This window comes from Anaerococcus vaginimassiliensis (assembly GCF_900626155.1).
GTDB classification, from domain to species: domain Bacteria; phylum Bacillota; class Clostridia; order Tissierellales; family Peptoniphilaceae; genus Anaerococcus; species Anaerococcus vaginimassiliensis.
The window spans coordinates 111,613-127,217 of record NZ_LR130844.1 but is presented as its reverse complement, the minus strand read 5'-3'; the positions used below and the strand labels follow the sequence as shown (position 1 = coordinate 127,217).

At 32.2% G+C, this 15,605-nt stretch carries 17 protein-coding genes; 16 read left to right on the top strand and 1 reads right to left on the bottom strand.

The genetic code is table 11. The features are described from left to right. Positions 1 to 6: 6 nt before the first annotated feature. From E0D87_RS00620 to E0D87_RS00545, 16 genes are all read left to right on the top strand, one after another. Entirely contained in the window at positions 7 to 1,023 is a 1,017-nt protein-coding gene (locus E0D87_RS00620; RefSeq protein ID WP_207278244.1) for an ABC transporter permease, read from the top strand. Next, on the top strand, positions 1,023 to 1,766 hold the full coding sequence (locus E0D87_RS00615) for an ABC transporter ATP-binding protein (RefSeq protein ID WP_130818935.1): 744 nt from the start codon (positions 1,023 to 1,025) through the stop codon (positions 1,764 to 1,766). The genes E0D87_RS00620 and E0D87_RS00615 overlap by 1 nt, the downstream gene beginning before the upstream one ends. Before the next feature lie 146 nt (positions 1,767 to 1,912). Continuing rightward, entirely contained in the window at positions 1,913 to 3,121 is a 1,209-nt protein-coding gene (locus E0D87_RS00610; RefSeq protein ID WP_130818934.1) for an ammonia-forming cytochrome c nitrite reductase subunit c552, read from the top strand. Between the two features lie 56 nt (positions 3,122 to 3,177). Next, a complete protein-coding gene (gene resB, locus E0D87_RS00605) occupies positions 3,178 to 4,470 on the top strand; it encodes a cytochrome c biogenesis protein ResB (RefSeq protein WP_130818933.1) in 1,293 nt (430 codons plus the stop codon). Beyond that, a complete protein-coding gene (gene ccsB, locus E0D87_RS00600; RefSeq protein ID WP_130818932.1) occupies positions 4,470 to 5,291 on the top strand; it encodes a c-type cytochrome biogenesis protein CcsB in 822 nt (273 codons plus the stop codon). Before resB ends, ccsB begins: the two co-directional genes overlap by 1 nt. Before the next feature lie 59 nt (positions 5,292 to 5,350). Then, positions 5,351 to 5,899: a hypothetical protein gene (locus E0D87_RS00595; RefSeq protein ID WP_130818931.1), complete on the top strand. Its 549-nt coding sequence runs from the start codon at positions 5,351 to 5,353 to the stop codon at positions 5,897 to 5,899. A gap of 108 nt (positions 5,900 to 6,007) precedes the next feature. Further along, a complete protein-coding gene (locus tag E0D87_RS00590; protein WP_130818930.1) occupies positions 6,008 to 6,916 on the top strand; it encodes a DUF2232 domain-containing protein in 909 nt (302 codons plus the stop codon). Next, the gene (locus E0D87_RS00585) at positions 6,900 to 8,909 is read left to right on the top strand and encodes a DHH family phosphoesterase (RefSeq protein WP_130818929.1); all 2,010 of its coding nucleotides are present in this window, start codon (positions 6,900 to 6,902) and stop codon (positions 8,907 to 8,909) included. Before E0D87_RS00590 ends, E0D87_RS00585 begins: the two co-directional genes overlap by 17 nt. After that, positions 8,887 to 9,336, top strand: coding sequence for a 50S ribosomal protein L9 (rplI, locus tag E0D87_RS00580; RefSeq protein ID WP_004835216.1), 450 nt, complete (start codon positions 8,887 to 8,889; stop codon positions 9,334 to 9,336). Before E0D87_RS00585 ends, rplI begins: the two co-directional genes overlap by 23 nt. Further along, positions 9,336 to 10,667 (top strand): replicative DNA helicase, encoded by a 1,332-nt coding sequence (gene dnaB, locus E0D87_RS00575; protein ID WP_130818928.1) that lies wholly within the window; start codon positions 9,336 to 9,338, stop codon positions 10,665 to 10,667. The genes rplI and dnaB overlap by 1 nt, the downstream gene beginning before the upstream one ends. Further along, positions 10,660 to 11,214, top strand: coding sequence for a GNAT family N-acetyltransferase (locus tag E0D87_RS00570; RefSeq protein WP_130818927.1), 555 nt, complete (start codon positions 10,660 to 10,662; stop codon positions 11,212 to 11,214). Before dnaB ends, E0D87_RS00570 begins: the two co-directional genes overlap by 8 nt. Then, entirely contained in the window at positions 11,204 to 11,968 is a 765-nt protein-coding gene (locus E0D87_RS00565; RefSeq protein WP_130818926.1) for a DnaD domain-containing protein, read from the top strand. Before E0D87_RS00570 ends, E0D87_RS00565 begins: the two co-directional genes overlap by 11 nt. Then, the gene (locus E0D87_RS00560) at positions 11,958 to 12,917 is read left to right on the top strand and encodes an ATP-binding protein (protein WP_130818925.1); all 960 of its coding nucleotides are present in this window, start codon (positions 11,958 to 11,960) and stop codon (positions 12,915 to 12,917) included. Before E0D87_RS00565 ends, E0D87_RS00560 begins: the two co-directional genes overlap by 11 nt. A gap of 3 nt (positions 12,918 to 12,920) precedes the next feature. Beyond that, on the top strand, positions 12,921 to 13,583 hold the full coding sequence (locus E0D87_RS00555) for an NAD(P)H-hydrate epimerase (RefSeq protein WP_130818924.1): 663 nt from the start codon (positions 12,921 to 12,923) through the stop codon (positions 13,581 to 13,583). A 17-nt stretch (positions 13,584 to 13,600) separates the two neighbouring features. Further along, the gene (locus E0D87_RS00550; RefSeq protein ID WP_341272776.1) at positions 13,601 to 13,894 is read left to right on the top strand and encodes a DUF1294 domain-containing protein; all 294 of its coding nucleotides are present in this window, start codon (positions 13,601 to 13,603) and stop codon (positions 13,892 to 13,894) included. A 22-nt stretch (positions 13,895 to 13,916) separates the two neighbouring features. Next, on the top strand, positions 13,917 to 14,780 hold the full coding sequence (locus E0D87_RS00545) for a DUF4349 domain-containing protein (RefSeq protein ID WP_130818923.1): 864 nt from the start codon (positions 13,917 to 13,919) through the stop codon (positions 14,778 to 14,780). A 48-nt stretch (positions 14,781 to 14,828) separates the two neighbouring features. Here E0D87_RS00545 and E0D87_RS00540 read toward each other — a convergent pair whose 3' ends face one another. Continuing rightward, on the bottom strand, positions 14,829 to 15,605 hold the full coding sequence (locus E0D87_RS00540) for a type III pantothenate kinase (protein WP_130818922.1): 777 nt from the start codon (positions 15,603 to 15,605) through the stop codon (positions 14,829 to 14,831).

Genomic DNA, 15,605 nt, shown 5'->3' with positions numbered 1-15,605 from the left:
ATTAGTATGGAAGATACAAATGCTATCCGAGATGAACTAACTAAAAAAGATTTGAAAAAGCTAGAAAATAATGGTAAGAAAACATCATTCTTTAAGCTTCTAATTCCACTTATAGTTGCTTTTTTAGCCATAGGAGAGTATCTATTATTACCAAATGCGGATCCTAGTGTAAGTGCAACAAATCTATATCCAAAGTTTCTAGGATTTTTAATAGCAATCTATCTAATAGAGCTAATCCTATCATTTAAAATTGAAAGGCTTAGAGACCGCTTATCATATAAGTGGCCTCTATTTACAGCTGTTTTTGTAATATTTATAATTTTTGATGTACTTACCCTAAAAAAAGCTATCCTAAAATTGCCATATTTTCCATGGTTAGATATGATTTTAAACTCTATGGCAGCAGATAAATCTTATCTATTAGAGTCTGTAGTATCATCACTAAAATTATTATTTACAGGCTATATCATAGGATCACTTCTTGGAATAATAACAGGAATACTAGCAGGATATTTTGATAAGGTAAATTATTGGGTCGATCCAATTCTTAAACTTTTAGGACCAATTCCAACAACAACATGGCTACCAGTTGTAATGGTTTTAGCAATTAACTTGTTCCAAGGTGCAGTCTTTATCATCGCCCTAGGAGTTTGGTTTCAAGTAAGTCTATCAACAATTACAGGTATTAGAAATGTGAACCCAGCCTACTATGATGCAGCTCAAACCCTAGGAGCAAACAATATGCAGATAGTAAGAAAAATCGCCATACCATCAGCAAGTCCTAATATTTTCCAAGGACTAGTATCTGCTATGAGTGCTGCTTGTAATGCACTTATAGTTGCAGAGATGATGGGAGTTGAATCAGGACTTGGTTGGTATATAACATGGAAGAGCTCATGGGCAGACTATTCTGCAATGTATGGTGCGATAATTCTCTTAGCTATTACTTTTATTATTGTAAATATCTTAATTAAAAAAATTAGCGATAGAATCCTCGTTTGGAAAAAGGAAGGGGTTAACTAATGAGTGAATTGGTACTTGATAATGTAGGAAAATTATTTCAAAGGGCCGACCAAGATGGCTTGACCCATGCCATAGCAGATGTTAGCTTTAAGGCAAAAGAAGGCGAATTTATATCTATAGTTGGCCCATCAGGATGTGGGAAATCAACTATGCTTAGACTAATAGCAGGACTTATTAAACCAAGCTTTGGATCACTAAGTCTCGATGGGGAAAATATCGAAGGTCCTTCTGTAAATAGGGGAATGGTATTTCAAAAGGCGAATTTATTCCCATGGCTAAGCGTTAAAGAAAATGTGTCCTTTGCAAGTGACTTAAAGAAAAATACAGATAACAAACAAGTAGAAAGTCTTATAAAGAAAGTAGGACTAGAAGATTTTAAGAATCTGTATCCAAACGCACTTTCAGGTGGTATGGCACAAAGAGTATCTCTCATTAGGACTCTAATAAATAAGCCTGAAATAATGCTGTTAGATGAACCATTAGGAGCTTTAGATGCCTTTACAAGAATGAATATGCAAGATTTAATCTTAGACTTGTGGCAAGAAGAAAAAAACCTAACCATAATGGTAACCCACGATGTAGATGAGGCAATCTACATGTCAACAAAGGTAATAATCATGCAAGCAAATCCTGGAAGGATAAAGGATGTAGTAGATATAAATCTTCCTTATCCAAGGCAAAGAACTAGTGAACAATTTACAAAATATAGAAATGAAATTCTAGAAAAATTGAACATTGATTAACTTTTAAGTGCAAGTTTTATATTTACTTGCACTTTTTTCTTTCGTATCATATCGACATTATAAATTACAAAAATAACATGATAATTCTTTTACAAATTTTTACTTATAAGTTATAAATAAAGTATAAGAAATATAAAGGAGGAGCTATGAAAAAGAAATTGTTGGGTATAGTAGCTTCCCTCGCTTTTGCATTTTCTCTTTCTGCTTGTTCAAATCAAGATACAGAAATAAAAAGAGCAGAAGATTGGAAAGAAATGTACCCAGATGTTTATGCTACATATCAAGCTAATGCTGACATGAGTGAGACCAAATATGGTGGTTCCGTCCAAGTTGACTATCTAGAAGAAAATCCTAATCTAAAAGAGTTCTATGAAGGTTATGGATTTTCTAAACAATATGATAGGGCAAGAGGACACAACTATGCTTTGGAGGATGTACTAAATACTAAACGACCTAAGGCTGGTGCAAGTTGTTTGGCATGTAAAACTGCTGATTTTGTTGTAGCCTTAGAGAAAGATGGAGTAGATGTAAACTCTATGGATTTTGATGAATTTGTAGATTCAAAGCCAGATATGTCTACTATATCTTGTTATGATTGTCATATGAACGATGTTCCTAATATCCAAGTAACTAGACAACATACTAAAAATGCAATAGAAAAAGGTGAAATGCCAAGTACAACTAAAGTTGAAACTTTGGCTTGTGCCCAATGTCACGTTGAGTATTACTTAGATGATGAAACTAAAGAAGTAATCATGCCAACAAAATATGGAGTCGAGACAGACGACATGTTAAAGTATTATGACGAAATTGAATTTAAGGATTGGGAGCATCCACAAACGGGAGCATCCTTATTGAAGGCTCAACATCCTGAATTCGAAACATTCCACGGATCAGCTCATGAGTCAGCAGGACTAACCTGTATAGATTGTCATATGCCAGAAGTAGAGGCAGAAGATGGGTCTATGGTTAAATCTCATCACTGGACAAGTCCACTAAAGAATAAGGAAACTTTAGAAAATACTTGTACTGCTTGTCATAAAGATAAAGATGCAGATCAATTGATAGCATGGGTTGAGGAAGTTCAAGGCGGAGTATTTGATAGAACCAATGAAGTTAGTGATAAATTGAAAGCTTATATTGATGAGCTTGCAGTTCATATCGAAAAAGGAGACTTGTCAGAAGAAGACAAGGCTAAACTTCAAGATATTCATAGAAAAGCTCAATTCAAATGGGATTTTGTATTTGTAGAAAATGGAGAAGGATTCCACAATTCTAATAAAGCTCACAAAAACCTTGATGAAGCAGAAGAGCTTGTTGATGAAGGTATGGAGATATTAAATAAGTACAAATAAAATTCAAGGACTCAATTAGACTAAATAATTGAGTCCTTTTATATTAAAGGAGTTACATGAAAAAAGATAACATATTTAAAAGAATAATAAAATCTTTTTATACTATGAAAGTTGGGATAATCCTTCTAGTAGTGATAGCTCTTGCATCGCTAATTGGAACGGTAATTCCTCAAGGAAACGATCCTAGCTTTTATAGGCATACTTATTCACCGCTAATGGCTGAAATTATTCTAGCATTCAAGCTTGATGATATGTATTTTTCACCATGGTATTTGTTTTTAACAGGACTTTTACTAATTAATCTATTTTTATGTTCTGTGAACAGATTTAGACCTATAATAAAAAGTTCCTTTAAAGACCCGGATCTAGAAAAAAAGCTAGTTAGTATCAATGATTTTAGAGATATAGGCGAGGTTAATGATAGTAGAAAACTTTTTAAGGACTTAGGTTTTGGCGACTACAAAGAAACTACCATAAATGGGAATAATATAAAATACAAGTTTTCAAATAAAATTGGTCACTTAGGTTCATGGTTAACCCACCTATCCATAATAGTGATCATACTTGCCTTTGGTTATGGTAGATACAAAGGTTTCGATGAAACAGTGTATGGAGTTCCAGGTGAAACTTTAGAGCTAGAAAATTCGGACTATAAAATTAGAATAGATAATTATAATGTATTATTTAGAGAAGATTTTACTGTTGAACAATACATAACTGAGCTGACTGTCCTTGACAAAGATGGCAAGGAAGTAAAAAAAGGTACATCTATGGTAAATCATCCTTTTAGGTTTGGTGATTTTAATGTTTATCAAAATTCAACGGGATGGGCTGTAGATGCTTTGTTGTTTAAGAATGAAAAATCATATAAGGAAAAAATTTTATACAAATCTGAAGTATTTGTAGAAGATGATAAGAAAATAGCCTTGCAGCTTGCAGATTTTTATCCAGATTTTGATTCGAAAAATCCTACAAAACCTAGAACTGTGACTCCATTTTTGAAACATCCTGTAGCTTTATATGCACTATTTTATGATGGAGAAAGAGTGGATATGGGTTTAAATCACGTAGGAGATCCAATCGAGTGGGAAGAATACACCTTTGTATTAGAAAATCCTAGGATGTTTACCTTGCTACAAGTAGCAAAAGATCCAGCGGTTCCAATAGCTCTTGTTGGAGGGATAATTTTATTAGTAGGTTTATTTTTATCCTTCTATGTGAATCCTAAAGAAATGATACTAGTAGAAGAAGATGGAAATAAAAACAAAATTTTTATAAAGCAAAGTAAAAATGATAAAATTTTTGAGAGAAAAGTAAATAAAATTTTAGAAGAATTGGAGAATAGATAATGGATTTATTAAAAATTGAACATATATTATTTTATCTTGCCTTGGCAGGGTATCTTGTATCGGTTGTATTATTCGTTCTTTTGTTTGTAAACAAAAGCGAAAAATGGGGTCAACTTGGAAAGAAAGTATTAACAGCAGGTTTTATTGCTCATACATTAGCGCTTATAGTAAGATGGGTAAATGCAGGAAGGATTCCTTTATCCAATCAGTACGAATTTGCGAATGCCTTTGCTTGGGGAGTTAGTTTATGCTTCTTAATATTTGAGAGAAAGTACAAACTATTAGCAATGGGTACTTTTGTCAGTCCAATTTTATTTTTAATAATCGGATATGCAGCTATGAGAGATAAATCAGTTAGACCTTTGATGCCAGCCCTTGATAGCAAGTGGTTGGCAGTCCACGTTACTCTTGCAATAGTATCTTATGGTGCCTTTGCAGTTGCAGCAGGAGTATCTGCGATGTATCTTGCAAGAGATAAATTCACTAATGATAACTTTTCTTCTAAGAACCTTCCTGATAAAGAAAACTTAGACTTAATATCTTATAGGGTATCTGCATTTGGTTTTATTTTCTTATCTCTAGTTATGATTACTGGATCTATCTGGGCAGAATCAGCTTGGGGTAGGTATTGGGCATGGGATCCTAAAGAAACTTGGTCTTTAATTACCTGGATAGTTTATGCAATTTATCTTCACTTAAGAAAATCTAGGGGTTGGTCTGGTAAGAGAGCTGCTATTTTTTCTATAGTAGGTTTTATTTGTGTAATCTTTACCTATATTGGAGTAAACACCCTCCTTCCATCGCTGCATTCTTATGCTTAAAAAATCATCCTGAATAGCTATTCTATTCAGGATAAATTTTAAAATAGACTGGGGATTTTATGAAAAAGTTAACTACAAAAGATATTAGTATTATGGGTATATCACTTGCTTTGATGTTTATATTTGGTAAGGGACTCTACATATTATCTAGGTTTTTCCCAATACCTGGATCTAGAATTTTTACGACTACCCCACTTTTTACCTTTATCTTAACTGGGGCAGTCTTAAAAACAAAAAAAATTGGTACCGTGTCAATAATTACAGGACTTTTAGGACTTTTATTAATTAGGTTTAGTATCTATGGAGGTATTGCTGTAGGTCTAGCAGGTTTTCTTGCTGACTTTATAACATTTATAATCTTTAGAAAATATACTGATTTCAAATCAATATATTTAAGTGTTCCCCTAAATTCATCAATTTCTGTATGGACATCTTTTTTTATAGTAAACATTTTTGTGCCAGATTCAAAGTTTGTTCAGGTCGCAGGTCTTTTAACTCTTTTAGTTTCGGTATTAGTTTATGGTCTTTCTTTACTATGTTCAATATCTACTATAAAAATATTTAAGAGGAGAAAATTAATTGATGAAGATACTTATTCTTTGTTATAAATCCAAGCCTTATAAGATATGATTTATAATCTTTATAATTGAGTAAAGAGAAAGATGTAGTAAAATATCTATAGCTTAATTATTATTAGATTAAGTGAAAGGAAATTTATGGATATTAACAAGAAATTAAATAATATAGTTGAAGCTGTTTTTATGCTATCTTTGGTTGGGATTTTAGTATTCGTATCTAATATTTCAATTATTCCTTTGGCTTTAGTTCCCGTACTTTTTAGTATTTACATATTTAGAAATGGCTTTAGGAAGTTTTTCTTAGTATTTGTTTTAAGTTTTAGCATAAGTCTTTTATATTTGGATTTGTATGATAGCCTTGCTATTTTTATCTCGATTTTGGCTATAAGTTTGCTCTTTACACTAGCGATTAAATATATCAAGAGTGATAAAGCTGAGATTGTTCTAGTAGCTATAGTTTTAAGCTTGATCTTCATTGGCCTATATGTTTTTGCTATGAAAAGGGAAGGCGCAAGTTTAGATTCTTTGGCAGGTAACATGAAAGAATATTTGGAAAGTAGTTTGGACTATAACTTCTCCTTAGATGTTTACAAATTAAGCCTTGCGCTTTTTCCAAGTATGTTTACATTCTTTTCTGTTATTTATTCTATTTTAGGGATAAAGTTAATTAGAAATTATGTAAATATAAAAGAAGGAAGCCTAGAGGATTTAGATAATATAAACGAAATAAGAATTGAAAGCAAAGATATTTTGACTATTATTGCATTTATGGCTATTATATATATTGTCTGCAATTTTCTTAAGTTAAATATGACTTATGTTAAAGTCAATATTTTGGCTATACTTGTAGAAATTCTCGCCTTTAATGGATTGTCAGCATATGATTACATGATTTCAAAGTCAAATATTCCCTTATCTAGGGGATTCCAGTGGTTTTTTGTAATTATTTTGCTACAATTTCTTATAATATTGTTCATAATCTTGGGATTTATTGATATAATATTAGATGTAAGAAAGAAAAGGAGCTTTAATGAAGAAGAAAGATGAGTATGTAGGAAAGAGTAATATTATTGCTATAATACTCCTGCCTAGTCTTGTCTCTTTGATTTTATTCTATTATAATCAGATTCTTGGAACGATTGGTATAATCCTGACTGTTGTTTTGTACTTTTATCTAAAAAGTATCAACAAACAGAGATTAGATGATCTCCAAGCCTACGTTGATGATATGAATGTTTCTTTTGACATTATAACTAAAAACGTAGTCTTTGAGATGCCCTTTCCTATAGTAATCGTTGAGGATGATAGAACAATCAAGTGGCATAACACATATTTTAGAGACTTGTTTGATAATAAATCTATTGTAGGTAGTGAATTAGAAAGTTTTCTACCGGATTTTAAGGAAGTAGATTTTAAAAGTGATGGTTTGAAACTACCTAAAAATATAACCATCAAAGATAAAATTTTACAATTTTATTATCAAACTGTAACTAACAAGGAAACTGGCAAAAGTCAGACGCTCTTATATGGTATAGATAATACCTATGATGAGTCCATCAAGCAGCTATTTAAGGATAAGAGACTAGTTTTCTATTCTGTTTTCATAGATAATTATGAAGATATTAGAAATGCAACCGAGTCAGTTGATAGACCAGCTGTTCTTGGCGAAATTGATAGGGTTATAAATGAGTATTTTAAAAAGCATAATTGTCTGATAAGAAAATATGAAAATGATAGGTTCATGGTTATTAGTGAATATCAAGACTATAGAGATGTTCACGAATCTAAGTTTTCTATTTTAGATGAAGTTAGAAATATTGACAAGGGAAATAGCTTGCCACCAACTTTATCAATTGGTGTTGGTATAGCTGGATCAAATCCAACAGAAATATATTCGGATTCAAGAGAGGCAGTTGATATTGCCCTATCTCGTGGAGGAGACCAAGCTGTAGTCAAACTTGAAGATAATTATGAATACTTTGGTGGAAAAACTAAGGCGATAGAGAAAACTAGCAAGGTAAGATCTAGGGTAATATCCCAAGCTCTAAAGAGAATGATCCAATCATCACCTGATATTTACATCATGGGTCACAACAATCCTGATATGGACTCTTTTGGTTCGTCACTAGGAATATATGAAGGAACTTTTGATATGGGAAAGGATGTTTACATCGTCCTAAATGAAGTTACTAGACCTATTGAAAATATGTATGATAGGGTCACCAGTGAATTAGATGAACTAAAGGGAAACATCTTAACCGAAAGTGAAGCTTTAGCAAAGATTAGTCCCCAATCACTTATAATAGTAACTGATAACCATAGGAAGAATTCTACTGAATCGCCAGCTCTTCTTGAAAAGAGCGATAATATATTTATTATCGACCATCACAGAAGGGGTAAGGATTATATTGAAAATGCGACTATTTCATATATCGAACCTTACGCTTCAAGTGCATCAGAGCTAGTTACAGAGATTTTATCTTATCTAGATGAGGACTTTAAGGCAAGGACAGCTGTTGCAGAATCCCTTCTTGCAGGAATAACAGTAGATACCAAAAACTTTGTCTACCAAACTGGAGTAAGGACCTTTGAAGCAGCATCAATTCTTAAAAGATGGGGTGCAGATTCTGTTTATATCAAGAGAATGTTTAAAGATGATTTTGAAATAGTAAAATATAAATCAGAAGTCATTGCAGACTCATTTATAGTGAATGATTTTATAGCTATAGCCCACTTTAAAAGAGATATTGATGGATCGACTTTAATAGCTTCGCAAGCTGCGGATGATTTGTTAAATATTAAGGGAGTTTTGGCAAGCTTTGTGCTAACCATTTCTAACAATAAAATTCACATATCAGGTAGAAGCTTAGGCGATATATCGGTACAATTAATATTAGAGCGCATCGGAGGTGGCGGTCACTTAACAGCTGCTGCAACCCAATTAGATATGACGCTGGAAAATGCTGAAGACATGTTAAGGAAAGCAATAAATGAATATTTAAGAGAGGAAGAAGAAAATGAAAGTAATACTAACAGATAATATTGTAAGAGTTGGAGTTAAGGGAGACCTTGTAGATGTTAAACCAGGATATTTTAGAAATTTCCTAGATCCACAAGGCAAAGCTGTAAAAGCTACTAAAGAAAATATGGCTGAACTTGAAAAAATGAGAGAAGAACTTAAGAAAGAAGAAGCTGAAAATAGAAAAGAAGCTGAAGCTCTTAAGGAAAAAATCGAAGCTCTAACAATCACAAAGAAAGTAAGAGTTGGAGAAGACGGCAAACTATTTGGTTCAGTAACTAACAAAGACATTGCTGAGAGCCTAGCTGAAGAAGGAATCGAAATCGATAGAAAGAGAATCGAAGAAGTTGAACAAATCAACGGAGTTGGTGAATTCGTACTTAATGCTAGACTTTATGAAGGAGTAAACGCAGACCTTAAAGTTAACGTAGTTGCTGAGGCAGAATAATGACTGAGGGCCTAAGGCCCCTACCACATGACTTCTTAGCAGAACAAGCTATAATCGGAAGTATTCTCGCAAAAAATGAAACTTTCGATAGTGTCAATCAAATTATTAAACCTGTAGACTTTTATGATTCTAGAACACAGAGGATATATAAGTCCATCATCAAGATGTTTGAAAAGGACATCAAGGTAGATGAGATTTCTTTGTTATCCCAGTTAAAGAATGAAAATATTTTACAAGAAGTTGGAGGGGAGGAGTTTATCACAGAGATTACCCTCTCCTCATTTTATACTCCAAATATCGATACATATGCCAGATCAGTAAAAGAAAAATCTATTCTAAGAAGTCTAATAGGGGCAAGTGAGGATATTATCGATTTAAGCTACAGGCATGATGGAAAGATCGATTCTATATTATCAACAGCAGAATCAAAGATATTTGAAGTTTCTCAAGTTAATCACAATCAAGGCTTGGTAAGACTTTCAGATACTATGGAAGAGACACTTCAAAAGATTAACGAATTAACTCTTGCCGATGGAACTATAACTGGTGTTACTACTGGTTTAAACATGGTAGATAACAAACTGTCAGGTCTTCAACAATCTCAGCTAATTCTTCTTGCAGCAAGACCTGCTATGGGTAAGACTGCTCTTGGTCTAACTATAGGTTGGAATGCAGCGAAAGCTGGTAAATCTGTTGCCTTTTTCTCACTAGAGATGAGTACCTACCAACTTAACCAAAGACTTTTATCTATGGTTTCTATGGTAAACCTTGAAAATATTATCAACGGATCAATTAGAGATGAAGATTGGCAGCTTCTAATTCACGCTACCAAAGAAATTACTTCAAAAGATATATATGTCGACGAAACACCTGGAATTACACTTTCAGAGATGAGAAGTAAACTAAAACGACTAAAGGCAGAAGCAGGACTCGATCTTGTTGTTATTGACTATTTACAGTTGATGCAAGCTGATGGTAGACAAGAAAATAGGCAAAATGAGATTGCTTCTATTTCTAGAGGATTAAAATCTTTATCAAAAGAATTAAATTGCCCAATTTTATCCCTAGCTCAGCTTTCTCGTGAAGCAGACAAAAGATCAGATCATAAACCTATTCTATCAGACTTGAGAGAATCTGGAGCTATAGAACAAGACGCAGACGTTGTTATGCTTTTATATAGAGAAGATTATTATGATGAGGAAGATAATCCAAATATAGCGAAATTAATATTTGCTAAACACAGAAATGGTGCAACAGGTACTGTTGAGTTATTTTTCAACAAACCATGTACAACCTTTAGAGACCTAAGTCAAAGAGAAGAAAATGCCTAGGATTTATTTAGAGAAAATGAATCAAGAAACTGCAGAAGAAATAAAAACTTGGATTGACTTTTCTGATCCAAGGCTTGTTGGTTACAACTATTCCAAGCTATCAGATTTTGAAATAAAACTTTGGTATGGATCAATTTCTACTCCAAGAAAGAAATATTTTGCAGTAAAAAAATTAGAAGACGATAGATTTATAGGATTTATAGGACTAAAACAAATTAATCCACTTACTAAAAAAGCCAAGCTTGGAATTGTATTTGATAGTGCCTATACCTCAATGGGTTATGGACCAGAAGCTATCAACTTATTATTAGAAAAAGCTTTTTTGATATACAAGCTAAGGGAAGTTTCTCTTGATGTAAATCTGTTTAATAAAAGAGCTCTAAAGGCTTACAAAAAATGTGGTTTTGTAGAAGATTACTACAAGGAAGAAGTATTTGAAAATCAAGATATAGAATGTGACGAAGAGTATTTTGAGTGTAAATCGGGGTTGATATATACTAAAATACTCACTATGAAAATTAAAAAGGATGATTATTATGGACTTTAAGATGCAAGATTTGAAACTAGATATGGGAACAACTCCACTGGAAAATATGTTTTTAAATACCTACGTTCAAATGGCTGACGGCGATGCTATTAAAGTCTATCTTTTAATTTATAAGGATTGTTATAACTACAACAGGGTAGATGCGGGAAAAATTAAAAGGCAGTTGAGATTTTCTGATGAAAGATTCGATAAGGCTGTTGAATATTGGGTCAACATGGGGATTTTTAGACAAAAAAGAGCTGACAATGGAACTGATTATATAGAAATAGTTTCCCTAAGGCAGATGTATTTTGGCGACAGTGAGGATAACGAGTCAAGTGAATCTGCTTATGATTTAGCTCAAAGAAAATCAATCATGTTTACAAATATTGAAACAATGATAAATAGAAATCTAACACCGGCAGATATTACGAGGATTCAAGAAACAATTCTCGAATATAATTGTGATCCAGAACTTGTAACTGAAGCTTTTAGGCAGGCTAAGTTAAGTGGAAATGTTGATGTCAAATATGTAATGGGTTTTGTAAAAACATGGAGAGATCAAAACATATCAAGTCTAAATGATCTAAGGATGAAAGAAGAAAGAGACAAACTTCTAAGATCAAGATCTCCTCGCCAGTACAGAAGAAAGGCAAATCCTAGATCTGGACAAAATAACAATACAAATAAAGAAGTTTCATCTTTTATCCAAAGAAGAAAAGAAGAAAGATTAAATCAAATCCTAGAACAAAGAGGTGAGGACAATGACTCCTAGTCAAAAGGCAAGTGCCATTCTTGAACAAAGAAGGAAAGATGACAAGATTAACCAAGATAGAAGGATAGCGGAAGTTTATGAAAAAGTCCCACAAATAAAATCTTTGGATAAGCAAATCAAAGAAATTGGTTTTACTACTCTAAAGCTAATAGCAAGTGGAGTTGATACAAGAAGCTATGAGGAAAAAATCAACTTTCTAACTAAAGAAAAAAGAAGATTATTAGAGATAAATGGTTTTTCCAGAGATTATATGGATATAAAATATTTCCACGAAGCTTGCAAGGATACAGGTTTCGTAGGAACTAAGATGTGTTCATGCAGAAAACAACTAATAATCGATCAAAAATACAGCCAATCAAACATCAAAAATCAAATAGCAGAAGAAAACTTTAATTCATTTAATATAAACCTATTTTCAAAGAATGTAAACATAGAAAAGGGTGCAAGTCCATATGAAAATATGAGATATGTTGTAAATGATTTAAAGAGATTTATTAATAATTTCGTCTATGAAACTGGAAATGTCTACATATATGGTGATGTAGGTAGGGGAAAAACATTTTTGATTAATTCAATTGCTAAAGAAATACTAGATAGGAATTTTTCTGTTGTATATATGACATCAACCAAACTTTTTAAATTTTTAAATGATTATCTATATGCATTTGAGGATAGACGTGAGAACTTAGAGGAAAAATACAAGTTGATATTTGATTGTGACCTACTAATAATAGATGATTTAGGCGCAGAAGCCAGCCGTCAATCCGATAGGTCAAATTTATTTGATGTTGTAAATGAAAGAATGAACGATGGAAAGCCAATAATATTTTCATCAAATTTGGACGAAGAGGCTCTCCAAGAAGTCTACGGTTCTAGAATTTTTTCTAGGATAATGGGCAATAATAGTAGGATATATGAAATATTTGGTGAAGATTTGAGATTGAGGTAAAAAATGCTTGTAGTTGATAGAGATAAGATGCAACAAATTGATAATTATGCCATAAATGTCTTAAAAATCCCAGCTATTTGTTTGGTAGAAAGATCAGGGCTTGCTCTTATGAAAAATATAAATTTGGATATTAGAAAGTCCTTTGCCATAGTTGTTGGATGTGGCAATAATGGAGCAGATGGTCTTGCTCTTGCTAGAAATTTATTAGCAAACAATTTCTATGTTGAAATATATATAGTCGGTGATTTAAATAAAGCTAGTGAAGAATTTATTTTAAATTATAGAGCTTGCGAAAAACTAACTGATAGAATATATGAAGTAATAAGCATAGATGATATAAATCAAATGGAAGAAAACCTAAGTGAAGTATCAACCATAGTTGAAGGAATCTTTGGTACAGGTTTAAACAGGACTGTTCAAGGAGTTGAGGCTTTTGTTATCTCTCTTATCAATAGGACAATGAAATATACAATATCTATCGACATTCCGTCAGGGCTTGATGCAAGTACTGGAAAAGAGTGGGGAGAGGTTGTTGATAGCGATTTGATTGTTTGTATGCAAGTTATGAAAAAAGGGATTTATAATATAAATAGACTTAGAGATAAGTGTGTTATAGAAGATATAGGAATTCCTCAAAAGGCAATTGATAACTTTATCAATAAATAAGGAAAGGCGGTTAACTGGTGGATTTTCACCAGTTTTTTGTTATGGAAATAGAGCTTATAATTTATCTGATTACTATCAACATTATAGGAATAATTCTAACTTGTTACGATAAAATAGCTAGCAAGAAATTTAGGAGAAATAGGATAAGAGAAAATGTACTCTTACTTGTAGGAATGTTGGGGTCAGCTTTTACTATGTATATTACAATGAAAATAATCCACCACAAGACCAAACATAAAAAGTTTATGATTACTCTTCCGTTAATGACTTTGGCACATATATTTATATTTTATTTAGCTAAAGGGGTATAAAAATAAAAAGGAAGGTGATTATATGAGGAAAAAATCATTTATAGCTTTAGTTTTAACTTTATCCATATCTCTAACATCGTGCGCTGCCTACAATTCTTATGTGACTGAAGATAGAAGTGTAATCTCTACAAAAGAAGCAGTAGATTATGCAGAGGAGAAGACTATCGAGGATGATAGCAGTCTAGAAAATAGAGAGTATTCTTACGATAAAGATAATAAAGAGAAAATATATGATATAGAACTTGAGACTGTTGATTTCGATAGTGATGTATCAAAAGTAAAAGATCTAATAAATGATGATGAGATAATGGTTTTATCTCAAAATTACAATTCTTATGTCACAGATGAAGGGACTCTTAGAAATCTTAATGTGACTGTAAAAATACCTAAAGATAAGTCAAAAGATTTCAAAGAAAACATCGAAAAACTCGGGAGATTATCTTCGAGTAACGAATACATAAATGACTTAAATAAGCCATATGTAGATATAAATAAGCTAATTTCTAGCAAAGAAAAAGAAATCGCCAAACTGAATGAGCTTTTGAAAAGTGCTGCTACTATAGAAGATACTTTGGCTATTCAAAGTAAAATACTTGAGATTGAAACAGAACTGGACCAAATAAATGAAGATAAAAATGATTTGGATGAAAGAATTAGCTACGATACATTCAATATTTATGTAAGAGAAGTTTTTTCCTATAATAGGAGAATAAATAAAAACCCTAACTTGGGTGAGAGGATAAAAATCGCCTTTGAAGATTCCTTTGCCTTAGTAAAAGCCTTTGTATTTGATACGATAGTATTCGTAGTGAGGTTCTGGCCATTTATAATAATTCTTCTAGTTTTGATAATAGTAGTGTTAAGAAAAAGAAAAAAGGTCAAATAAAAGTTATTAGATAATAAAAGAGCTCAATTATGAGCTCTTTTAAAGTACTTATTTTTTCATATTTAGTTTATAAATTTTATTTAACCCATATAGACCAAGGTTCGAAATGGTCTCTAGCTTATATTTTTCATTTTGTATAAGACTATTGTACTCACCACTTATAATTATTTTGGTGTTTTTAATATCTAATTTATGTTGGTCTATTATTCTATCAATTATAGAAATAATTGCTGATTTGTAGGCAAAATATATACCGTTTTGCATAGCGCTAGTTGTAGTTTTTCCTAAGATCTTTTCACTTTTAATTATTTCAACTTGAGGAAGCTTGGCGCTTTCCTTGAATAAGGATTCTTGGAAGAGATTTATGCCTGGCATAATCAAACCACCTACAAATTCTTTTTTGCTGTTGATATAGTCAATGGTTGTTATAGTTGATGCGGAAATTATTATTAGGTCATCTTTAAATCTATCTCTTGCACCAACTGCCCTAATTATTCTATCACTTCCAACGTCCTTTGGATTGTCGCATTTTATATTTATTCCAATCTTAAGACCGGCAGATATAAATGTTGGACTTTTTCCAATGATGTTTTCTCCAATTGTAGCATAAGTTTTATCTAGTTCTGGGACAACAGATGATATTATTACGTCATCTATTTTATCCATATCTATTTTTTTGTCTAGAAGTAGATATTTAATTACAAGGTAAAGTTCACTAGCAGACCTATCTTTGCTACTGGCAAGAGTGAAATTTGCAAGCATTTTATCACTTTCAAATAATCCAAAATTAGTAGTTCTATTTTCTATATCAATTGCTAGAAGCAT